General features: G+C 70.1%; 25 protein-coding genes and 2 pseudogenes. 15 read left to right on the top strand and 12 right to left on the bottom strand.

Annotated features, from left to right (window positions below; all coding sequences use genetic code 11):
- Nucleotides 1-264: 264 nt before the first annotated feature.
- A complete protein-coding gene (locus ITP53_RS34615; RefSeq protein ID WP_195899668.1) occupies nucleotides 265-627 on the top strand; it encodes a hypothetical protein in 363 nt (120 codons plus the stop codon).
- Nucleotides 628-769: 142 nt separating this feature from the next.
- Here the strand turns inward: ITP53_RS34615 and ITP53_RS34610 are convergent, their stop codons facing one another.
- Nucleotides 770-1525 (bottom strand): IclR family transcriptional regulator, encoded by a 756-nt coding sequence (locus tag ITP53_RS34610; protein WP_195899667.1) that lies wholly within the window; start codon nucleotides 1523-1525, stop codon nucleotides 770-772.
- 106 nt (nucleotides 1526-1631) lie between these two features.
- Between ITP53_RS34610 and ITP53_RS59590 the strand changes: the two genes are divergently transcribed.
- Both ITP53_RS59590 and ITP53_RS34605 read left to right on the top strand, forming a co-directional pair.
- Nucleotides 1632-1760, top strand: a complete 129-nt coding sequence (locus ITP53_RS59590) for a hypothetical protein (RefSeq protein ID WP_268961218.1) — start codon at nucleotides 1632-1634, stop codon at nucleotides 1758-1760.
- A 96-nt stretch (nucleotides 1761-1856) separates the two neighbouring features.
- Nucleotides 1857-2642: an SDR family oxidoreductase gene (locus tag ITP53_RS34605; protein WP_195899666.1), complete on the top strand. Its 786-nt coding sequence runs from the start codon at nucleotides 1857-1859 to the stop codon at nucleotides 2640-2642.
- A gap of 117 nt (nucleotides 2643-2759) precedes the next feature.
- On the opposite strand, the gene ITP53_RS34600 is transcribed toward ITP53_RS34605, so the two are convergent.
- The 4 genes from ITP53_RS34600 to ITP53_RS34590 are packed head-to-tail and all read right to left on the bottom strand — an operon-like array spanning nucleotide 2760 to nucleotide 4264.
- Entirely contained in the window at nucleotides 2760-3014 is a 255-nt protein-coding gene (locus ITP53_RS34600; RefSeq protein WP_195899665.1) for a hypothetical protein, read from the bottom strand.
- Complete coding sequence (locus tag ITP53_RS58160; RefSeq protein WP_236051485.1) at nucleotides 3014-3163, bottom strand: hypothetical protein; 150 nt, start codon at nucleotides 3161-3163, stop codon at nucleotides 3014-3016. Before ITP53_RS58160 ends, ITP53_RS34600 begins: the two co-directional genes overlap by 1 nt.
- Nucleotides 3160-3774 carry a CaiB/BaiF CoA transferase family protein gene (locus ITP53_RS34595; protein ID WP_328816706.1) on the bottom strand — a complete coding sequence of 205 codons (615 nt, stop codon included), beginning with the start codon at nucleotides 3772-3774 and terminating at the stop codon, nucleotides 3160-3162. Before ITP53_RS34595 ends, ITP53_RS58160 begins: the two co-directional genes overlap by 4 nt.
- Before the next feature lie 37 nt (nucleotides 3775-3811).
- Nucleotides 3812-4264, bottom strand: coding sequence for a hypothetical protein (locus tag ITP53_RS34590; protein ID WP_207756814.1), 453 nt, complete (start codon nucleotides 4262-4264; stop codon nucleotides 3812-3814).
- A gap of 72 nt (nucleotides 4265-4336) precedes the next feature.
- Here ITP53_RS34590 and ITP53_RS34585 point away from each other — a divergent pair, with 72 nt between their 5' ends.
- Together ITP53_RS34585 and proC are read left to right on the top strand one after the other, a co-directional pair.
- Nucleotides 4337-5218: a proline dehydrogenase family protein gene (locus tag ITP53_RS34585; protein WP_195899664.1), complete on the top strand. Its 882-nt coding sequence runs from the start codon at nucleotides 4337-4339 to the stop codon at nucleotides 5216-5218.
- A 9-nt stretch (nucleotides 5219-5227) separates the two neighbouring features.
- A complete protein-coding gene (gene proC / locus ITP53_RS34580) occupies nucleotides 5228-6022 on the top strand; it encodes a pyrroline-5-carboxylate reductase (RefSeq protein ID WP_195899663.1) in 795 nt (264 codons plus the stop codon).
- Nucleotides 6023-6116: 94 nt separating this feature from the next.
- On the opposite strand, the gene ITP53_RS34575 is transcribed toward proC, so the two are convergent.
- The 4 genes from ITP53_RS34575 to ITP53_RS34560 form a co-directional block, all read right to left on the bottom strand.
- Nucleotides 6117-6857, bottom strand: a complete 741-nt coding sequence (locus ITP53_RS34575) for an ABC transporter permease subunit (protein ID WP_195899662.1) — start codon at nucleotides 6855-6857, stop codon at nucleotides 6117-6119.
- Nucleotides 6854-7744 (bottom strand): ABC transporter ATP-binding protein, encoded by an 891-nt coding sequence (locus tag ITP53_RS34570; protein ID WP_195899661.1) that lies wholly within the window; start codon nucleotides 7742-7744, stop codon nucleotides 6854-6856. The genes ITP53_RS34575 and ITP53_RS34570 overlap by 4 nt, the downstream gene beginning before the upstream one ends.
- 80 nt (nucleotides 7745-7824) lie before the next feature.
- Nucleotides 7825-8478 (bottom strand): response regulator, encoded by a 654-nt coding sequence (locus tag ITP53_RS34565; RefSeq protein ID WP_195899660.1) that lies wholly within the window; start codon nucleotides 8476-8478, stop codon nucleotides 7825-7827.
- Nucleotides 8475-9680, bottom strand: a complete 1206-nt coding sequence (locus ITP53_RS34560) for a sensor histidine kinase (RefSeq protein ID WP_195899659.1) — start codon at nucleotides 9678-9680, stop codon at nucleotides 8475-8477. Before ITP53_RS34560 ends, ITP53_RS34565 begins: the two co-directional genes overlap by 4 nt.
- Before the next feature lie 135 nt (nucleotides 9681-9815).
- Between ITP53_RS34560 and ITP53_RS34555 the strand changes: the two genes are divergently transcribed.
- From ITP53_RS34555 to ITP53_RS34515, 9 genes and pseudogenes are all read left to right on the top strand, one after another.
- Nucleotides 9816-10982 carry an acetoin utilization protein AcuC gene (locus tag ITP53_RS34555; RefSeq protein ID WP_195899658.1) on the top strand — a complete coding sequence of 389 codons (1167 nt, stop codon included), beginning with the start codon at nucleotides 9816-9818 and terminating at the stop codon, nucleotides 10980-10982.
- A gap of 12 nt (nucleotides 10983-10994) precedes the next feature.
- Nucleotides 10995-11777 (top strand): phosphatase, encoded by a 783-nt coding sequence (locus ITP53_RS34550; RefSeq protein ID WP_195899657.1) that lies wholly within the window; start codon nucleotides 10995-10997, stop codon nucleotides 11775-11777.
- A 312-nt stretch (nucleotides 11778-12089) separates the two neighbouring features.
- Entirely contained in the window at nucleotides 12090-12293 is a 204-nt protein-coding gene (locus tag ITP53_RS34545) for a helix-turn-helix domain-containing protein (RefSeq protein ID WP_026214222.1), read from the top strand.
- 177 nt (nucleotides 12294-12470) lie between these two features.
- The gene (locus tag ITP53_RS34540; RefSeq protein ID WP_018654693.1) at nucleotides 12471-12569 is read left to right on the top strand and encodes a 30S ribosomal protein bS22; all 99 of its coding nucleotides are present in this window, start codon (nucleotides 12471-12473) and stop codon (nucleotides 12567-12569) included.
- Nucleotides 12570-12591: 22 nt separating this feature from the next.
- Nucleotides 12592-13587 carry an NAD-dependent epimerase/dehydratase family protein gene (locus ITP53_RS34535; RefSeq protein WP_195899656.1) on the top strand — a complete coding sequence of 332 codons (996 nt, stop codon included), beginning with the start codon at nucleotides 12592-12594 and terminating at the stop codon, nucleotides 13585-13587.
- On the top strand, nucleotides 13584-14480 hold the full coding sequence (locus ITP53_RS34530) for a lysophospholipid acyltransferase family protein (RefSeq protein WP_407941353.1): 897 nt from the start codon (nucleotides 13584-13586) through the stop codon (nucleotides 14478-14480). The genes ITP53_RS34535 and ITP53_RS34530 overlap by 4 nt, the downstream gene beginning before the upstream one ends.
- Before the next feature lie 70 nt (nucleotides 14481-14550).
- On the top strand, nucleotides 14551-15342 hold the full coding sequence (locus ITP53_RS34525) for an SDR family NAD(P)-dependent oxidoreductase (protein ID WP_195899655.1): 792 nt from the start codon (nucleotides 14551-14553) through the stop codon (nucleotides 15340-15342).
- A 70-nt stretch (nucleotides 15343-15412) separates the two neighbouring features.
- Nucleotides 15413-15682 (top strand): annotated as a pseudogene (locus tag ITP53_RS59585) (RNA polymerase sigma factor); the annotation flags it as partial.
- A gap of 118 nt (nucleotides 15683-15800) precedes the next feature.
- Nucleotides 15801-16010, top strand: a complete 210-nt coding sequence (locus ITP53_RS34515) for an LCP family protein (RefSeq protein WP_195899681.1) — start codon at nucleotides 15801-15803, stop codon at nucleotides 16008-16010.
- A gap of 33 nt (nucleotides 16011-16043) precedes the next feature.
- Here the strand turns inward: ITP53_RS34515 and ITP53_RS34510 are convergent, their stop codons facing one another.
- The 3 genes from ITP53_RS34510 to ITP53_RS34500 are packed head-to-tail and all read right to left on the bottom strand — an operon-like array spanning nucleotide 16044 to nucleotide 18289.
- Complete coding sequence (locus ITP53_RS34510; RefSeq protein ID WP_195899654.1) at nucleotides 16044-16916, bottom strand: HAD family hydrolase; 873 nt, start codon at nucleotides 16914-16916, stop codon at nucleotides 16044-16046.
- Nucleotides 16917-16934: 18 nt separating this feature from the next.
- Entirely contained in the window at nucleotides 16935-17597 is a 663-nt protein-coding gene (locus ITP53_RS34505) for a DUF5667 domain-containing protein (RefSeq protein ID WP_195899653.1), read from the bottom strand.
- Nucleotides 17598-17650: 53 nt separating this feature from the next.
- Complete coding sequence (locus ITP53_RS34500) at nucleotides 17651-18289, bottom strand: sigma-70 family RNA polymerase sigma factor (RefSeq protein WP_195899652.1); 639 nt, start codon at nucleotides 18287-18289, stop codon at nucleotides 17651-17653.
- Between the two features lie 179 nt (nucleotides 18290-18468).
- Here ITP53_RS34500 and ITP53_RS34495 point away from each other — a divergent pair.
- Nucleotides 18469-19489 (top strand): annotated as a pseudogene (locus ITP53_RS34495) (hypothetical protein); the annotation flags it as partial.

Raw genomic sequence — 19489 nt, 5'->3', positions numbered from 1 at the left:
GTTGGACTCAAGCTACGGATTTGCGTCGTCTTTGTCAAACGACTTGAGCCTACTCGACTCAACCCTCGTGAGCGCGGCGACATTCCCCGAAAAACGGTACACATCACGCGTAACGGGGTCACGGGCCGGGAGGTTCCGCAAAAGAGGGCCTCTTGACGTGGCATCTCCTTACCTCTCAGATTTGCGATATTAACTATCATTTAATGAGAAAGGGGGAGATCGCATGCGCTCCAGCGGCTTCGTCACCTGCCCCCGGACCTCGCCATGACCGAGCCCGCGACCGCGAAACCCGCCGATGGGATCGCCGCCGTCTCCGGCGGTACCCCTGCCGGCGACTGGCGGGCGCTGCTGAGCGATCTCGGTCTGCCCGCCCCGGCGTCCACGGTGACCGCCGTGGGCGAGCGGCCCGGCTTCGACACGGTGCACGAGATCGTCGCCGCCTCCGTCGAGGCGATCTCGGCGTTCGCGGCGGTCGTCGCGGCGTTCTGGGAACAGCGCGGCGGCGCGCCCCAGCGGATCACGGTGGTTCGCCGCCAAGCGGCCGCGGCCCTGCACCCGACGCTGTACCAGCGTCAGCACGGCCACCCGATACCGCCGCAGCACACCGGCCTGCGGTCGGCGTTCTAAGAGCGCCGAGCGTGACCCGCTCTACCGCGGGCTGATCGTCAACCACGCGCCGATCTCCGGCGGTGTGCGCCGCTGCCCGAGGCCCCGGGATGGGGGCATGAGTACGACTGGGACCGGATCGCGCATCACACCGTGCGCGGAGTCACATGATGGCGTGCTGGCCCACCGCCGCGGCCGCCTGCCGTACCTCCACCACCAGCGGCTCGACGTCTCGCGAGCGGATGTCATCGGCGCCGGCGCCGAGCGTGATGGCCCCGATGAGGGCGTGGTCGCGGTCGCGCACCGGCGCGGTGATGGAGACCGCCCCCACCTGGCGCTCCTCGTAGGAGACGTAGTAGCCGAGCCGGCGGATCTCGGCGAAGTCCTTGGTCAGGGTGGCCTCTTCGATGGGGTTGCCCGCGAGGTCGAGCAGCGGTCCCGCCTCGGTGTAGAACCGCGCCCGCTCCTCGTCGTCGAAGTCGGCGGCGAAGACCTTGCCCGCGCCGAGATGCAGGGGGAGCCGCCGGCCGAAGGGGAGTTGGTAACGCAGCGGCTTGGAGCCCTCGACCCGCGCCACGACCACGCGGACCCAGTTGCTGCGCAGGTACAGCGAGGCAGTCAGTCCTGTGCGGTCGGCCAGTTCCTGGAGCACCGGGCGGGCGGCCAGCACGAGGGGGTTGCTGGCAAGGAAGGCGTGCGCGCCGAAGACCAGCGCGACTCCGGGCCGGTAGCCGGCGTGGTCGCGCTCGACCCGCCCGCGGTCCTCAAGCACCCCGAGGATGCGCTGCGCGGTGGCGATGTGCAGGCCGGTCTTCTGGGCGACCTCGCTGAGCCGGAGCGAACGGCCTTCCCGTTCGAGCACCTCCAGCACGTCGATCGCGCGCTCCAGCGAGCGCATGTTGGTCTTCTGCTCGGCCACATCGCACCTCCGGTAACGGCTGTCAGAACGAGATCATCGCAGCAATGGTCCGCCACGTGATATCTGATAGCTTATGTCATTAGATGATAGATCGAGGGGGATGTGCATGTCTGAAACGCCGGGAGCTCCCGCGACGAGCGTCCTCGACGGGCTCGCCGGTCTGCCGGCGTCCGTCATCGGCGACGCGCAGGATCGGTTCGGCGAGAGCAACCGGCGCCTCACCCCACGGACGTAAGATCCTTTCACCCCGCGAGCGGGCCCGCGTGCGACGCTTGCTGATCAGAGGTCCCGAGGTCACGAGAGTAACGAGGGCCATGAGGAAAGAGAACTGATGGATCTGGGAATTGCAGGCAAGGTCGCGATCGTCACCGCGGCCGGCTCCGGGCTCGGGCAGGCCATCGCGCGGGCGCTGGCCGCCGAGGGCGTGCACGTCGCCGTCACCGGCCGCGCCCTCGCGCGCCTCGACGACACCGTCCGCGCGTGCGCCGCGTCCGGCGTGCGGGTCCTGCCCGTGGAGTGGGACCTGCGCGAGCACGCCCGCAGCGCCGACGTCGCCGCCCAGGTGGCGGCCGAGCTCGGTCCTGCCGACATCCTCGTCAACAACACCGGCGGGCCGCCCGCCTCGCCGGCGGCCGGTCAGCCGGCGAAGCTGTGGGAGGAGCAGTACGCCGCGATGGTGCTTCCGGTGATCGGCCTGACCGACGCGGTGCTCGGCGGCATGCGCGAGCGCGGCTGGGGCCGGATCCTGACGAGTACGTCCTCCGGTGCGATCGCCCCGATCCCCAACCTCGGCATCTCCAACACGCTGCGCGCCTCGCTGCACGGCTGGTCGAAGACCCTGTCCAAGGAGGTCGCGGCAGCGGGAATCACGTCCAACGTCATCGTGCCCGGCCGGGTGGCGACCGCGCGTACCGCCGCGCTCGACGAGGCGCGGGCCGGCCGCGAGGGCGTCTCCGTCGAGGAGGTGGAGCGCGCCAGCCGCGCGACGATCCCGGCCGGCCGCTACGGCGACCCCGAGGAGTACGGCACGGTGGCCGCCTTCCTGGTGAGCGCGCGGGCCGGTTACATCAACGGCTCGGTCATCCGCGTGGACGGCGGCCTCATCCCCTCCATCTAACGCGGGGGGATCCCCCTCACGCGGGGGGATCCCCGCGGGCCCCCATCAACTGCTTGGAAGAGGCTTTTGTTTTTGCGGCGAGCTGGCGCTCGCCGCCCTGTGGTGCGATGAGCAAGCTCATAGCACCACAGGGGATGCGCTGCGGCCCTGCTGCGGCGGCGTGACCTCTTGACCCTCGCGTGGGCTCCGAGGGCGCCCTGCGGGGTGCCGCTCGGTCAGCGGTCGCGGTCGCCGGGCAGGCTGCGGGTCGCGGGAGCCGTCCCATCCGATCAGTTCGCCGACCGGATAGCCGCGCAACTCGATGACGTTCGGCTCCACCCGGCTGACGCCGGTCCGCCACCATTCGCGCAGCGCCTGGTGCTCGTCGTCCATCAGATGCCTCCCTTGTCCCGCAGTGCGGCGATGTCGGCGTCGTCCAGTCCCACCTCGCGCAGGACGGCGTCGGTGTGCTGGCCGAGCAGCGGCGGGCAGCCCGACGGCGCGCTCGGGCGCCCGTCGACGTGGATCCCGTTGCCGATCACGCGCATCGCCTTCGACGGGTCCACGGGGTCCGCGGTCTCGTGCACGAAGCCGCGGTACTCGACCTGCTCGTGCGCGAGCGCCCGGGCGACGTCGAGCACACGGCCACGGGATAGCCCGCCCGCAGCGGGCTGGCCTCTGTGGTGCCGGTCGTCGCCATCATCCCGGACAACCCCTGGATGATCTGGTCGTACGCCGGGCGGTCGCGCAACGGGCCGTTCTGGCCGAACCCCGTGATGGCGCAGTAGATGAGCCGGGGATTGAGCTCGCGCAGCCGGTCCCAGGGAAAGCCGAGGCGGGCGAGGACACCGGGGCGGAAGTTCTCGATCAGCGCGTCGGCGCTCGATACCAGCGCGGCGAACGCCTCGCGGCCGGCCTCGTTCTTGAGGTCGACGGTGACCGACCGCTTGCCGGCGTTCTGCGCGATGAACGACGCGCCGTAGCCACGCTGGTTCAGCGAGGGGTCCGCGCCCAGTTGACGGGCCAGGTCGCCGGAGCCCGGAACCTCCGCCTTGATCACGTCGGCGCCCATGAGCCCGAGCTGGTAGCCGGCGAACGGGCCGGCCAGCACGTTGGTCATGTCCAGCGTCCCCGAAGCGGCGGCGGTCTTCACGGGGACGGGGGTGGGAATGAGGCCGGGCGCGGCCGGGCTACTCGGCGCCGTTGACGATCTTGCGCTTACCGAGCGCCTTCTTGAGGGTGACCGTGGTCGTCTTCTCGATCGCGATCATGATGCAGGAGACGTTCCTGGCCTTGGGCGACCTGCCCTCGTACAGGGTGATGGTGACCGTCTTGTCGGTCTCCTTGACCTTGACCCGGTCCAGCACGGTGCAGGGCGCGACCCCCGACCACCAGGTGAGCTGGACCTTCCTGTTCTTGTCGACCGGCTTGGCCTTGGACCACTTGACCTTGCGGACGTCGACGGCGTTGCCGACGGGCTTGACCGGCTCGGGAGCCTTGGTGGGGGAGGTGGTGACGGGCTGCGACACGACCGGGGGCCGCGCCGTGGTCGTGGAGGCGGCCTGTTCGGCGGTTGTCGCGCCACCGCAGCCCGCCGTGAGCGCGAGGCATCCGGCCAGAAGAGTCGCTGTCGTTGCACGCATACCCCTACGACGGGCAGGACCGGCCCCTGGTTCATCGCGATGCCGATGAAGCAGGCGGTTAGTGTGGTTCACGTGCTCCGTCAGGCTTTGCTCGCCGTCTCCAAGAGCCAACGCGCCGAGCGTGTCATCTCCACGTCGCCGCTGACCAGGGATGTGGTCAGACGCTATGTCGCCGACGACGTCGGCGCCGTGATCGGCGAGCTGACCCGCAGGGGGCTGCTCGTCACCGTCGATCACCTGGGCGAGGAGGTGACGGATCGGGAGCAGGCGGGGCAGGCCGTCAGGGAATACCTGCGGCTGCTGGAGCTGCTGCCGGCGGGGGCGGACGTGTCGGTCAAGCTCACGGCGCTCGGCCTGCGGTTGTCGGAGCACCTCGCCCTCGGCAACGCCGCCGCCATCTGCCGGGCCGCCGCGGCCGCGGGCATCACGGTGACGCTCGACGCGGAGGAGCACGACACGATCGCCGGGCTGCACGCCGTGCACACCGAGCTGCGCGGGGACCATCCGGACGTGGGCGTGGTGGTGCAGGCTTACCTGCCGGAGGCGCTGGAGCGCTGCGAGAAGCTCGGCGGGGCGCGGGTGCGCCTGTGCAAGGGGGCCTACACCGCTCCCGTCGCGTACACGTCTCCCGCCGACATCGACCGCTCGTTCGTACGCTGCCTGAAGGTCCTGATGGCGGGCACCGCCTACCCCATGGTCGCCACGCACGACCCGAGGCTGCTGCGCATCGCCTCCACGCTGGCCGTGCTCGAAGGACGCGACGTGACCGGCTTCGAATACCAGATGCTCTACGGCGTACGCCCCGCCGAGCAGGCCCGCCTGGCCGGCCTGGGCGCCCAGATGCGCGTCTACGTCCCCTACGGCTCCGACTGGTACGCCTACCTCATGCGCCGCCTCGCCGAGCGCCCCCGTAACCTGGCCTTCTTCCTCAGGTCCCTGGTGTCACGGAGATAGGCTGCCACAATGATTGCGATTCTGGGCACGGGCAAGATGGGCGAGGCCCTGCTGGCCGGGCTGCTGCGCGCGGGGCTCAAGCCGGGCGACATCATGGCGACCACCCGACGGCCGGAGCGGGCGCAGGCGCTGCGCGAGGCGTACGGCGTACGCACCGTCACCAACGCCGAGGCGGCCAAGGTGGCCGACACGCTGGTCCTGGCCGTCAAGCCGCAGGACATGGCCACGCTGCTGGCCGAGATCGCCCCTTACGTGCCCGCCGACCGCCTCGTGATCACGGCGGCGGCCGGCATCACGACGTCGTTCGTGGAGCAGCGCCTCGGTGTCGAGGTGCCGGTGGTCAGGGTCATGTCCAACACGCCGATCAGGTTCGACGAGGCGATGAGCGTGATCTCGGCGGGCGCGCACGCGGACGAGGAGCACCTCAGGCGCACCGAGGGCCTGCTCAAGCCCGTGGGCAAGGTGCTGCGCATCCCCGAGTCGCAGCAGGACGCCGCCACGGCGCTGTCGGGCAGCGGCCCTGCCTACTTCTTCTACCTGGTCGAGGCCATGGTCGACGCCGGCATCCTGCTCGGCATGCCGCGTGCCGCCGCACTCGACATGGTCACCCAGTCGATCGTCGGGGCCGCCGTGATGCTGCGCGACTCCGGCGAGCATCCGGTGATCCTGCGTGAGGCCGTCACCTCGCCGGGGGGCACCACGATCTCCGCGATCGCCGAGTTGGAGCGGCACAGCGTACGCGCCGCGTTCCTGGCCGCCATCGAGGCGGCCCGCGACCGCGGCCGCGAGCTCGCGTCCGGCTGAGGCGAGGCGGCCCGCGACCGCGGCCGCGAGCTCGCGTACCGGCTGAGGCCCTTCCGGGGTGGACCCCGTCAGCGCGCTCCGCGCCGGGTGCGGCCTACGCGTCGCGGCGCCGCATCAGCACGGCGCCCGAGAGCATGGCGACCGCCACCCAGGCCAGGTAGACCGCGAACCCGCTCCACGGCCCCAGGGAGCCGTTCTCCTGGCCGGACGCGACCAGCAGGCCGGCGTTCGTGGTGAAGTGTTCCGACACGGTCCTGCCCCACTCGCCAGGGAGCTGGTTCGTCATCTGGGGCAGCACCAGGATCAGCGCGATGGCCGAGACGATCGCGCCAGGCGTGTGCCTGATGAGCGTGCCCAGGCCGAGCCCGAACAGGCCGCAGGCGGTCAGGTAGAGGGTGACTCCGAGCACGGCCCGTACAGCCTCGCCCGCCTCGATCGACGGCGGCTGGATGATCGCCAGGCCGACGAGGAGCGAGCCGGCCGCCGCGACCGCGCAGACGGCCAGCGAGGTCGCGGCGAACACCACGATCTTGCCGGTCAGCAGGCTCATGCGCTTGGGCACGGCCATGAGCGAGGTACGGATGCCCCCGGTGCGGTATTCGCTGGAGATCACCAGAACACCCAGGGTGGCCATGGCCAGCGAGGCGAACATCACACCGGACAGGCTCATCATGATCGCCTCCCCGCCCGGGATCGGCCCGTCGGCCGAGCCCTTGGCCCCGGCGCCGATGAGGGTGGAGAAGCCCAGCATCAGCAGGGCCGTGACGGCCAGCGTCCACACCGTCGAGCGGACCGAGCGGATCTTGGTCCATTCGGACCTGAAAATGTCGATCATGATGTGAACTCCAGACTGTCCTTGGTCAGCTCCATGTACGCCGCCTCCAGCGAAGGCCGCACGAACGTCAGCTCCTCCAGCGGGATGCCGGCCCGTGCGGTGAGCGTGCCGATCTCGACCGGGCTCATCGCGGTCACCCGCAGGTGGTCGGGATGCAGTTCGCCCACCTTGACCAGCTCGGCCACCTCGGCCAGCCGGGGCGAGCGCACCAGCACGTACCCCTGCGAGCTGCGCCCGATGAACTCGGCCACGCTCGTGTCGGCGATGAGCCGGCCCCTGCCGATGACGATCAGGTGGTCGGCGGTCTGCGCCATCTCGCTCATGAGATGGCTGGAGACGAACACCGTCCTCCCCTCGGCGGCCAGATCGCGCATGAACGTGCGGATCCACAGGATGCCGTCCGGGTCGAGGCCGTTGACCGGCTCGTCGAACAGCAGGATCTCCGGGTCACCGAGCAGCGCCGCGGCGATTCCCAGGCGCTGCGACATGCCCAGCGAGAACCCGCCGACCCGCCGCCTGGCCACCTCGCGCAGCCCCACCATCTCCAGCACCTCGCTCACCCGGCTCGCGGGGATGCCGTTGCTCTGCGCGATGGCCAGCAGGTGGTTGCGGGCGCTGCGCCCGCCGTGCACGGCCTTGGCGTCCAGGAGCGCGCCCACCTTGCGCAGGGGATGCGTCAACTCCGCGTACGGCCGCCCGTCCACGAGTACGGAGCCGCCGGACGGCCGGTCGAGTCCGAGGATCATGCGCATGGTCGTCGACTTACCTGCGCCGTTCGGGCCGAGGAACCCGGTCACCTGACCGGGCTCGACGTCGAACGACAGGTCCGCCACCGCGGCGGTGCCGCCGTAGCGCTTGCTCAGGTTCATTGCCCGAATCGCGGTCATGATCCAAGCGTGCCGTCACGGGCGGGCGGTTTCTTCCTGCCCGCGAACCGTTCTCGGGCAGGGGTTCTGGGACCCTGCTCCTACTCTCCAGGGTGGATCAGCGCCGCCTCGTAGGCGACGATCACGGCCTGCGCCCGGTCCCTGACGCCGATCTTGGCGAACAGGCTCGTCACGTGGTTCTTGACGGTGGAGGGCGAGACGGACAACTCGGCGGCGATCTCCTGGTTCGACCTGCCGCGGGCGATCAGGACCAGGATCTCCCGCTCCCTGTCGGTCAGCCTGGCCAGCTCGGCCGGCACCGCCCGCGGTCGCACCGCCCGTACGAAGGTGCCGATGAGCCTGGTCAGCAGGCGCGGCGCCACGGCGGAGTCGCCGCGGTGCACCACGCGTACGCCCTCGATCAGCTCCTCGGGGGAGACATCCTTGGGCAGGAACCCGTCGGCGCCGGCCCGCAGCGCGGCGACCACGTTCTCGTCCAGGTCGAACGTGCTCAGCGCGAGCACCCGCACCTCGGCCAGCTCCGCGGTGATCAGCTCGGTCGCGCGTACGCCGTCGACACCCGGCATGTGCAGGTCCATGAGCACCACGTCCGGCCGCAGCCGCCTGCTAAGCTCGACCGCCCCGTCGCCGTCGGCGGCCTCGCCGACCACCTCCAGGTCGGGCTGCGCGTCGAGCATCAGCTTGAAGCCCTTGCGCACCAGCTCGTGGTCGTCGACCAGCAGTACCTTGATCATGTCTGCTCCAGGGGGATGCGGGCGTGCACGCGGAAGCCGCCCTCGGGCCGGGGACCGGTGGAGAGCCGGCCGCCGCAGAGCGCCACCCGCTCCGCCATGCCGCCCAGCCCGAACCCCGCCGCGCCGGCTTCTCGCTCTGCCATGCCGCCCAGCCCGAACCCTGCCGCGCCGGCCTCCTGCTCGGCCACGCCGAGTCCGAACCCCAGCGCGCCGCTCTGCCTGGCCAGTCCGTCGTCCACCACTTCGACTTCCACCGCCGCGCCCTCGTAGGCGACGTGAACGCTGGCCCTGGCGCTGACCGCGTGCTTGCGGGTGTTGGTCAGCGCCTCCTGCACGATCCGGTAGACCGCGTGGTCCACGGCGGCGGGCAGCGGGACGGCCGCTCCCGTCACCGACAGGCTGGCGGGCAACCCCGCCGAATTGGCCTCCTGGATGAGCGCGGGCAGCCGTTCGGCGCCCAGACCCGTGGCGGCGTCGGCCCCCTCGTTGTCGGCCCTGAGCACGTCGAGCAGCTGGCGCATCTCCGACATCGCCTGGCGGGCGGTCTGCTCGGCGCTCTCCAGCGCGTCGCGGGTGACCTCCTGCTCCGGCGGGAGCGTCGCCCGCGCGCCGCCGACCAGGGCGTTGATCACGGTGATGTGGTGGGCGACCACGTCGTGCAGCTCCCTGGCGATCCGCCGTCGCTCCGCGCGCACCGCGACGTCGGTGGCGTCCCGCCTGCTGCGCTCGCCGAGCTCGTTCCTGAGCCGGACGATCTGCCCGATCCCCACGGGTACGGCGACCCCGAACAGGGCCGGCACCCAGCCGCCCGGCGAAGCCCGGCCCAGCTCCATCGTCGTCGCGGCGACGGCGAAGATCGCCGCGGACGTGATCACCGTCGCGCGACCGGCCGTGTAGCGCCCGAGGCTGTAGAGCGCGATGGCCGAGGCGAGGCTGGGGAAGACCAGGGCCTGCCCCATGATCGCGGCGGTGTCCAGCGCCGCCGCCAGCACGGCGACCAGGATCGGCCGGCGGCGTCGCATGAGCAGGAACACCAGCCCGGCCACGTAATGCGCCGGCCCGAGGGCCGTGGTCCCCTCGCCCCTGGAGAGCATGACGAGCAGCGCGATGACGCCGGGGAGCGACAACACGATCACCAGCGTCGTGTCGAAGACCCTCGGGCGTCCGAAGAAGCGGACGATCTTCAGGAAAGCTCGTGCCAAGCGCACGATCAAACACTAATTCACGAAATTTCCCACTTGGGGGGAGGTTTCCCGGCGGTGAAACCGGGGCTACAACGAGGTGTCGGCGCTGCGGTAACGTCGGCGCAAGGCGAGAGCGCAGGTGGAGGAGTACGTATGAGCCGGTCAGCACGAGTGATCTGGGACGACGCTCTCACCTCCTACAATTTCGGCCCGAGCCATCCGCTCGCCCCGGTTCGGGTGGAGCTGACCATGGCGCTCGCCCGCGAGCTCGGCGTGCTCGACAAGGTCCAGCTGGCGGGTTGCGACCCGGCCACCGACGAAGAGCTGGGCATGGTTCACGAGCGCCACTACATCGAGGCCGTCAAGCGCGTGTCCGCCTCCGGCCGGCCCGACTTCGCCGTCGGCCTGGGCACGTCGGACAACCCGGCCTTCAAGGGCGTTCACGAGGCCTCCGCGCTGATCGCTGGCGCCTCGCTGGCGGCCGCCCGCGCGGTCTGGGAAGGCACGTGCGAGCACGCGGTCAACATCGCCGGTGGGCTGCACCACGCGATGGCCGCCGCGGCCAGCGGCTTCTGCGTCTACAACGATCCCGCGCTGGCCATCGCGTGGCTGCTCAGGCAGGGCGTCGGCCGCATCGCGTACGTCGACGTGGACGTCCACCACGGCGACGGCGTGCAGGCGGCGTTCTACGACGACCCCCGCGTCCTGACGATCAGCCTGCACGAGAGCCCCCGCACGCTGTTCCCAGGCACCGGCTTCCCCGAGGAGACCGGCGCCGACGGCACGGCCGTCAACGTGGCACTGCCCGCGGGGTGCGGCGACTCCGGCTGGCTGCGGGCCTTCCACGCGGTCGTGCCGCCGCTGGCGCACGAGTTCCGGCCGGAGATCCTGGTGACCCAGCACGGCTGCGACAGCCACGCGCTCGATCCGCTGGCCAACCTGATGCTCAGCGTCGACGGCCAGCGGGCCGCGTACGCCGCGCTGCACCGCCTGGCCCACGAGACGACGGCCGGCGGCCGGTGGATCGCCACCGGAGGCGGGGGATACGAGCTGGTGCAGGTGGTGCCGCGGGTGTGGACGCACCTCATCGCCGAGGTGGCCGGGCACCCGCTCGATCCCGCGACGCCGACGAGCGAGAACTGGCGCCGGTTCGTACGAGAGCGTACGGGCGAGATACCGCCGCTGACCATGACCGACGGCAGAAACCCGGAATTTCAGGACCTATCTGGCGGTTATGACCCAGCGGACCCCATCGACCGTGCGATCATGGCGACTCGGAACGCGGTGTTCCCCCTGCACGGCCTAGATCCCATGCCCTAGCGAGGAAAAGCTGTGCTGAGCCGCGACGAACTCCGCGAGCACCTTGTCCAGAGCCGCATCGCCGGCGACGTCGCGACCTCCCGCGAGAACAACCTCGACCACTACAGCTCGCTGGCCAACGGCGACTCCTACTACGCGCTCGGGCTCACGTTCGACCAGCCGTGGTCGTACCGGGACGTGCTGGCGCTGATGGTCAAGTCCGCGGGCGTGGTCTCCGATCCCGATCATCGCTGGGGCCAGGACACCATCGATCCCGACCTGACGATCGACGCGATCGACGCGATGGCCGAGCGGATCGCCGCGGTGTTGTCGCGGCCGGCGCCGCGTATTTTGTTCGCCACCGGCCATCCCACCGGCCTGCTCGCCATCCACCTGCCGCTGGCCCGTTTCTGCGCCGAGCGCGGGGCGGTGCTGCTGACGCCGGGGGAGGGCTGGGCCTACGCGGGGTCGGGTTTCGGGCGGCCCAGAATAATCCGTTACCTGCAGAACGTCGCGATGCTCGACGAGCGGGGCGGCTTCGTGCACACGCATGACGCGGCGCCCATGCGGCACATCGTCGAGGAGCTCGGCGGGGGCCCGCCGGACCTCGTGATCGCCGACCACGGATGGGCGGGAGCGGCCGGGGAGGCCGGTGTGCCGACTGTGGCCTTCGCCGATTCCAACGACCCGGGCCTGTTTGTCGGCGAGGCTGAGGGCAAAATTGAGGTAGTTGTGCCACTTGACGACAATGTGCTACCTCGCTATTACGCTCCGCTGACGGAGAGACTCGTCACAGGAGTCTCACGAGCCCTTTGAGTCGAATTCGGTCATCCCCATACCGTCTTTTCGCGCCTGCATTCCAAGAGGCTCGCTGTCCCTTTGCCAACTTTTGATGGGGCTCCGGCGACTCTTATGTGTGGCAACTTGGACAGTTCCAACGTCCGAGAGAGGTGCTCGGCCTGCGTGCTGGCCAGGGATTTCGCTGGTTCGGCTGACAGGTGGCTCCGGCGGCTGAGAAAGTAGGGGGTTTGCGCACTCGGAGTCCCGACTTACGCTGACGGCAGTACACGTGCGTGAGCAATGGCACCAGTGGGGATAACCCGGAAACACGTGCGGAAGAGGCGTCCGATGGGTGCAGGCGAAAGACCTCTCAGCGAGGTGAAGTTCCTGACCGTGGCTGAAGTCGCGACGGTCATGAGGGTGTCCAAGATGACGGTGTACCGGCTCGTCCACTCTGGCGAGTTGCCGGCCATCCGTGTCGGCCGGTCGTTCAGGGTGCCTGAGCAGGCGGTACACGACTATCTACGGGAGGCCTACATCGAGGCAGGTTGAAGTAGCGGCGTGTCGGTCACGCCGTGAATGCTGTCGCGGGAGAGGCCCGGTCCGCCGACATGCGCGACCGGGCTCTCGCCCCCCGATGGGGCGATCTACCATGGATCGCCGGTAGTCTGTGAGCCGGTGTGCGCTCGCACTCCGATTCAGACGTGCTACCAAGTACCTGGGGGTCCCGTGGGCTCTGTCATCAAGAAGCGCCGCAAGCGGATGGCTAAGAAGAAGCACCGCAAGCTGCTCAAGAAGACGCGCATCCAGCGGCGTAACAAGAAGTAACCAACGCAGCTGCGAGGCGCTGATGACCCACACCGTGCTCGTCACCGGGGTCTCGCGCCACATCGGCGCCCGGATGGCGAGTGTTCTGGCAGCGGATCCGGACATCAGTCGCGTCATCGGAGTGGACACCGTGCCGCCGCCCTCGCTCACGCGAGATGGCGGCGTCTCGCTCGGCAGGACCGAGTTCGTCCGGGTCGATCTACGCAGCCCCGACATCGCGGAGGTGCTCGCGGCCGCGGACATCCGCACCGTGGTGCACATGAGCCTGGTCAGCGCTCCGACACGGAGCGGCGGCAGGGCCGCGATGAAGGAGCACAACGTCATCGGCACCATGCAACTGCTCGGTGCCTGCCAGCGGTCGGCGACCGTGCGGCGCGTGGTGGTGCGCTCCACCACCGCCGTCTACGGCTCGTCACCGCGGGATCCCGCGGTCTTCACCGAGGACCTGGAGCCGCACGACGGCCCCAGCCACGGCTACGCCAGGGACGCGGCCGAGGTCGAGGGCTACGTGCGTGGTTTCGCGCGGCGCCGTCCCGACGTGACGGTGTCGCTGCTGCGCTTCGCCAACTTCATGGGTCCAGGCGTCGACTCGCCACTGACGCGTTACTTCACCCAGCCGGTGCTGCCGACCGTGTTCGGCTTCGACCCGCGGCTGCAGTTCGTCCACGAGGACGACGCGGTCGAGGTGCTGCGCCGGATGGCCACCGAGGACCACCCGGGCACGTTCAACGTGGCCGGGGCAGGCGTGCTGCTGTTGTCGCAGTGCGTCAGGAGGGCGGGGCGGTTGTCACTGCCGCTGCCCTCACCCGCTTTCAAGGTGCTGGGTAACACCGCGCGCCGGGCCGGGCTGGTCGAATACTCGCCCGAGCAGCTCAGGCTGATGAGCCACGGGCGCGCGGTGGACACCGCCAGACTGGAGGCCGCGCTCGGCTGGAAGCCCAAGTTCACGACCGGGGCCGCCTTCGACGACTTCCTGCGCTCGCGCGGTCTGCGTCCGTTCGGAGGTGTGCGGAGTTGAGCGTCGCCGGCGAAGAGGGCCGCGTGATCCCCATCAGCGCGGCGCCGTCCTTCGCGGAGCCCGATCCGATGGCCAGGGCGCTGGCCTTCGTCCGCAGGCGCATCACGGGCGACTACGAGGTCGACGAGTTCGGCTACGACGCCGAGCTGACGGACAAGGTGCTCCTGGAGCTGATCAGGCCCCTCTACACCCACTGGTTCAGGGTGGAGACCCTAGAGCTGAAGCACATCCCCGAGGAGGGCGGCGCGCTGGTCGTCGCCAACCACTCGGGCACCCTGCCGGTCGACGCGCTGATGATGCAGGTCGCCCTGCACGACGAGGCCGGCCGGCCGCTGCGGCTGCTCGGCGCCGACCTGGTCTACCAACTGCCGATGCTCAGCCACCTGTCACGCAAGACCGGCCACACGCTGGCCTGCCCCGAGGACGCCGACCGGCTGATGCGCGGGGGAGAGCTGGTCGGGGTGTTCCCCGAGGGCTTCAAGGGCGTCGGCAAGCCCTTCTCCGAGCGCTACAAGCTGCAGCGGTTCGGCCGCGGCGGCTTCGTGGCGTCGGCCATCCGCGCCGGCGTGCCGATCGTGCCGACCGCGATCGTGGGCGCCGAGGAGATCTATCCCAAGATCGGCGATCTGAAGTTCCTGGCCAGGTTGCTGGGGCTGCCCTATCTGCCGATCACGCCGTTCTTCCCGCTGCTCGGGCCGCTCGGGCTGGTGCCGCTGCCGTCCAAGTGGATGATCGAGTTCGGCGAGCCGATCCGCACCGACGAGTACGAGCCGTCGGCGGCCGACGACCCGATGCTGGTGTTCAACCTCACGGACCATGTGCGCGAGGTGGTCCAGCACATGCTCGACCGGTTGCGGCTGCGTCGAGGGCACGCGTTCCCGCCCTTCCTGTGAGGACCGCAACCGGTGGCGCGGCGCCGGTGTTCTCAGAGCGATCCGCTCGAAGAACATCGGAAGGAACCTCATGGATCTCCAACTGTCCGGCCGCGTCGCCATCGTCACCGGCGCGTCCAAGGGCATCGGCCTGGCCGTCGCCCGCACCCTGGCCGAGGAAGGGGCGCACGTCGTGGCCACCTCGCGGACCCCGGTGGAGTTGCCCGGCAAGGCGGTGCACGTCGCCGCGGACCTGATGGATCCCGCAGCGCCCGCGCGGGTGGTGACGCGCGCGGTGGAGGAGTTCGGCGGGGTGGACATCCTGGTCAACAACGCCGGTGGGCCGCCTCCCGGTGTGACGCTGCCCCGGTTCGGGTTCATGGCGTCCGATGACGCCGACTGGCGGACGATGTTCGAGTTCAACCTGTTCTCGGTCGTACGCATGATCCGCGCCGCCGTACCGGTGATGGTGGCGCGGGGCGGCGGCTCGATCGTGAACGTGTCCTCGGGCTCCGCCAGGCAGCCCGGCGCCATGAACGTCGACTACGGCGCCGCCAAGTCCGCCGTGAACCACGTCGGCAAGGCCGTCTCCGAGGAGTACGGCGCACAGGGCGTCCGTGTGAACACCATCTCGCCCGGCCCCGTGCTCACCGACTGGTGGACCAGGCAGGGCGGGGCCGCCGAGGTGATCAGCGGCGTGGCCGGAGCCTCGAAGGAGGACGTCATCGCCAAGGTCGCCCCTGAGATGATGCGGCTGGTCACCGGGCGCCTGGTGGACCCGCAGGAGATCGCCGACGCGATCGCCCTGCTGGTATCCCCGCGCTCGGGCAGCACGACCGGCGTGGACCTCCCCATCGACGGAGGCTTCCTCAAGGAGCTGTGACGCCGGCCGTGAACCCTGGTGGGGGGGTGTGGCAAGACATCCATGACCGATCCCCCACAGAAGGGCGGAGATGATCACTCAACCCGCCACCAGGGGCGCGGACTCGGAGCTCGTGAGCGCCTCGTGGACCGAACCCGAGGCGTTCGCCGAGCTGTTCGACCGCTACTCCGCCATGCTCTACAGGTACGTCTCCAAACGCCTCGGCCCAGAACCCGCCGAGGACCTCGTGGGTGAGACGTTCCTGGTCGCCTTCTCCCGCAGGAAGAGCTACGACCTGGCCTACCCGGACGCCAGGCCGTGGCTCTTCGGCATTCTCACCAAGCTCATCTCCCGGCACCATCGCACGGAGGCGGCCCGCTACCGTGCCCTGCTGCGCGCCCCCGTCGAGTCCCACATCGAGTCCCCCGACGACCAGCGACGGCTCGGACATCTCCCGGATCAAGCGCCAGCAGCGGCTCGTGGTGGCGATGCTGAAGAAGGCCAGGGGCGCGGTCGCCGATCCTGGCCGGCTCAAGGCGTTCCTGGGCGCGGTACGCGGATCGGTCAAGACGGATCTGAGCCTGGAGGCGATGTACGCGCTGGCCATCGACCTGCCGGAGACCCGGCTGAGCTTCGAGACGGTCCCGGGCAAGCCCTATGCCCAACAGGATGGTGTGGAAGCAGCCTGAGGCGGACAAGCTGTTCGAGCCCCTCAGATAGCGCTACCTGGACCGGTAGTGGCGGCGCAGGGCGATGCCCGCGGCGACGCCACCGGCCACGGCCCCGACGCCGGCGGCGATGGGCAGGGCCGCCATCGTCGCCTTGCGGCCGGTACGGAAGTCCTTGATGGGCCACTCGTGCTTCTTGGCGTGCTCGCGCAGCTCGGTGTCCGGGTTGATCGCGACGGCGTGCCCGACCAGCGACAACAGCGGCAGGTCGTTGGCCGAGTCGCTGTAGGCGGTGCACCTGGTCAGGTCGAGCCCCTCCCGGCGGGCCAGGGCCCGCACCGCCTCGGCCTTGGCCGGGCCGTGCAGCAGGTCGCCGACGAGCCGGCCGGTGTAGACGCCGTTGCTGGTCTCGGCGACCGTGCCGAGCGCGCCGGTCAGGCCGAGCCGCTGCGCGATCACCCGGGCCAGCTCGACGGGCGTGGCGGTGACCAGCCAGACGCGCTGGCCGGCGTCGAGGTGGCTCTGCGCGAGCGCCCTGGTGCCGCCCCAGATGCGGTCGGCCATGACCTCGTCGTAGATGTCCTCGCCCAGGCGTACGACGTCGTCGACCTTGGCCCCCGCGACGAACGCCAGCGCGGTCTCCCTGGCCACCGCGATGTGCTCGGGGTTCTCGTTGCCGCGCATGCGGAACACCGCCTGCCCCACCGCGAACTTGAGCAGGTCGGACGTCGTGAACAGCCCCCGCGTGGCCAGCCCTCTGGCGAAGTGGTAGATCGAGGCGCCGCGCATCATCGTGTTGTCGACGTCGAAGAAGGCCGCCGCCTCCAGGTCCGGCTCGACCGGGGCGACGGTGACCGCCGCCTGCGCCGCGGCCTCGCCGGCGGCCTCCGGCCCCACGTCGTGTCGTCGTCGAATTAGCCGCCACATGCGCCTCAGCTTAACTTCCTACTCGGGCACGACCAGACCTTCGATGTACTCCAGGTAGCCCTCGGCCTGGGCGAGCTGAGCCTCGTCGAGCTGCTGGAGCATCGGCGCCACCGCGTCCTTCTGCTTGCGCGCGAACTTCTTGATCTTCGGCGAGCGCGGCTCGGCCCGCTCCAGCTTGCTGATGCCCGACCGCGTGGACTCCTCCATGTCCTTCAGCGTCTTGGAGACGAGCGGGCCGTCGTTGGCCGAGCCGAGCAGGCTGGCGACCTCCTCGGCGCGGCTCTCGGCCGACGCCAGCTCGCGCCGGCCGCGTTCGGCGTCGTCGGTGCTGAGGCGGACCAGCGTGGTCTCCGCGGCGCGCTTGAGCGGGTAGAGCGAGTCGCCTGGCACCGACTGGTAGGTGGCGAAGGCCCCGGCCATCATGCCCGCGGCCAGCCCGAACGTGGCCAGCTGCGACAGCAGCGGCCGGCGGCGGCGCGTGGGGCGGCGATGCGTGTGCCGCGCCGGGCGCGCCGGCTCCTCGGCGGGGTCGAGGCCGGGATCGGGGTCGAGGCCGCCAGAGAGCAGCTCCGCACGCAGCCGCGCGCGGAAGGCGGGCTCCGGGGCGCCGCCCAGGGGCAGCTCCCGCAGCTCCGTGAGATGCTCGAGCACGCGCTCCCGCTCTCTGCGTGCCCTACCCATGACGGCTCCCGTGTCTACGTAACATCTGCCTAACGAGGGGCGGGCGGTGGAGGTTACGCCAAGTCGTGCTTGAGTGCCCTGGCCAGCGTCCGTATGGCCCGGAACTGCAGCGCTTTGATCGCTCCACTCTTCTTCCCCATGATCAGCGCGGTTTCCGCGAGCGAGAGGCCGTGCAGGAAGCGAAGGACCACGCATTCCTGCTGCTCAGGATTGAGATCTCGGACGGCGCGCAGCACCCGGTCGTTGATGATGGCCGTGACCACGGCGTTCTCGGGGATGTGCGAGCCGTCGAGTGGAACGTCGATCACCTCTCCCGTGGGGATCTCCAGGCGGTAGCGCCCTGACTTGAAGTGGTCGGTGACCAGGTTTCTCGCGATGGTGACGAGCCAGGCGCCGAAGTCGCGGCCCTGCCAGGTGAAGTCGGCGATCCTGCGCAGCGCGCGCAGGAACGTCTCGCTGGTGAGGTCCTCGGCGAGCGGGTGCGAGCCGACCCGGAAGTAGATGTAGCGGTAGACCAGGTCCACGTAGCGGTCGTAGAGCGTGCCAAAGGAATCGGTGCATCCGTTCTTGGCGTGCAGCACCAGCTTGCGGATGTCGTCGGGCGTCTCTTCGCGCGCGACAAGCTCGCCCGTCCGGGCAGGTCCGGCTATCGCTGGCGCGAGCAGCCCGGCGAACGGTGACGAGTCAGGCATCCGATATCCCTAGGGGTAAGGGGTGCGGCGTGCTCGAACACTCTAGAAATCAACGGGAAATTCCACAATCCACAGCTTGCTGGCATGACTAGGTGTAATCGACGGATACCGTGTTGGACCGACCCGTTCCCTCTTCGGCTACCGGCTTGGAGGCATAGTCCGGCAGCATTGGAGTCACCATGGAGATCCTCGTTGCTGTCATAGCTTCTGCCGGTGCGCTCCTGGCCGCGATCGCGGCGGGTGCCCTGATTCAACGACTGCGCGAAGAGCCAGAGGGGTGGTTGATCGCCTGGACCGTTGCAGTGGTGGCCCTGTGCCTGTCACTGGGCGTGATCGCCATCGGCTACCTCCTGGGGTTCGGCCCCGTCACGTTCCGCATCTACCAGGTGACGGGTTCGCTGCTGGCGCCGCTCTGGCTGGCCGTCGGCCTGGTGCAACTCCTGGCGGAGAAGACGCCGCCGAGGTTCCTCGCGTGGCTGTTCGGCATCGCGCTGACCGTCGTCGCCGTTGTGATCATGGTCTTCGACCCGCTCAAGACCGAGGACATGGGCAAGGCGCTGCCCGCCGCCTCCAACCACTGGGACATCTTCCCCAACTACCTGCTGACCGGCGTACACGCGCTGACCGTGCTGACCATGCTGGTCATGGTGGTGGTCGCGGGGGCGAAGTGGCGCAACGGCGACGAGTACGACACGGACAACCTGCACGCGGCCCTGGTCATCGTGCCTTCGGGCGTCGCGCTGGTGGGCGCCATGCGGTTCACGGTGCCCGCGCTGTTCACCACGGCGCTGCTCGCGGTGGCCGGGGCGGCCGTGTGGTACACCGTGCTGCGGCCGCTGGCGCCGTACGAGGACGACGAGGACGAGTTCCCGGAGCGGGACGAGCCGCGCGGCGCCCGCGCCACGCACCGGGAGGAGCAGCCCATGCCGCCGCGTGAGGAGGGGCACCGGCGCGGACGCGGGGCCATGCCTTCTGCTGGGCCGCCTCCTGTGCCACCCCCTGGGCCCCAGCCGGTGCCGGGCGCCGACCTGCCGCCCACGCCGCGCAGGGCGTCGGGCCTGGGGGACCTGGTGGCCGAATACCGCTCAGGCGACCAGGACATCGACTACGCGGCCCGCATGTCGCCGCCGCCCGACGCCGGCCCCGCGACCGGTTACGTCATGAACAACGGCGCCCCGCCCCAGCGCCCCGACTACGCGA

This window comes from Nonomuraea cypriaca, from assembly GCF_015645445.1.
GTDB lineage: Bacteria > Actinomycetota > Actinomycetes > Streptosporangiales > Streptosporangiaceae > Nonomuraea > Nonomuraea cypriaca.
This window is presented reverse-complemented; position numbering and strand designations above follow the sequence as displayed.

Excerpts from the sequence above, each read along its gene's own strand:
- ITP53_RS34575 (WP_195899662.1), bottom strand. The coding sequence starts at position 6,857 with ATGATCGACATTTTCAGGTCCGAATGGACCAAGATCCGCTCGGTCCGC.
- ITP53_RS34510 (WP_195899654.1), bottom strand. The coding sequence starts at position 16,916 with ATGTGGCGGCTAATTCGACGACGACACGACGTGGGGCCGGAGGCCGCC.
- ITP53_RS34600 (WP_195899665.1), bottom strand. The coding sequence starts at position 3,014 with ATGGACGACGAGCACCAGGCGCTGCGCGAATGGTGGCGGACCGGCGTC.
- ITP53_RS34590 (WP_207756814.1), bottom strand. The coding sequence starts at position 4,264 with ATGCGTGCAACGACAGCGACTCTTCTGGCCGGATGCCTCGCGCTCACG.
- ITP53_RS34605 (WP_195899666.1), top strand. The coding sequence starts at position 1,857 with ATGGATCTGGGAATTGCAGGCAAGGTCGCGATCGTCACCGCGGCCGGC.
- ITP53_RS34525 (WP_195899655.1), top strand. The coding sequence starts at position 14,551 with ATGGATCTCCAACTGTCCGGCCGCGTCGCCATCGTCACCGGCGCGTCC.
- ITP53_RS34565 (WP_195899660.1), bottom strand. The coding sequence starts at position 8,478 with ATGATCAAGGTACTGCTGGTCGACGACCACGAGCTGGTGCGCAAGGGC.
- ITP53_RS34555 (WP_195899658.1), top strand. The coding sequence starts at position 9,816 with ATGAGCCGGTCAGCACGAGTGATCTGGGACGACGCTCTCACCTCCTAC.
- ITP53_RS34500 (WP_195899652.1), bottom strand. The coding sequence starts at position 18,289 with ATGCCTGACTCGTCACCGTTCGCCGGGCTGCTCGCGCCAGCGATAGCC.
- ITP53_RS59590 (WP_268961218.1), top strand. The coding sequence starts at position 1,632 with ATGTCTGAAACGCCGGGAGCTCCCGCGACGAGCGTCCTCGACGGGCTC.
- proC (WP_195899663.1), top strand. The coding sequence starts at position 5,228 with ATGATTGCGATTCTGGGCACGGGCAAGATGGGCGAGGCCCTGCTGGCC.
- ITP53_RS34505 (WP_195899653.1), bottom strand. The coding sequence starts at position 17,597 with ATGGGTAGGGCACGCAGAGAGCGGGAGCGCGTGCTCGAGCATCTCACG.
- ITP53_RS34570 (WP_195899661.1), bottom strand. The coding sequence starts at position 7,744 with ATGACCGCGATTCGGGCAATGAACCTGAGCAAGCGCTACGGCGGCACC.
- ITP53_RS34545 (WP_026214222.1), top strand. The coding sequence starts at position 12,090 with ATGGGTGCAGGCGAAAGACCTCTCAGCGAGGTGAAGTTCCTGACCGTG.
- ITP53_RS34535 (WP_195899656.1), top strand. The coding sequence starts at position 12,592 with ATGACCCACACCGTGCTCGTCACCGGGGTCTCGCGCCACATCGGCGCC.
- ITP53_RS34615 (WP_195899668.1), top strand. The coding sequence starts at position 265 with ATGACCGAGCCCGCGACCGCGAAACCCGCCGATGGGATCGCCGCCGTC.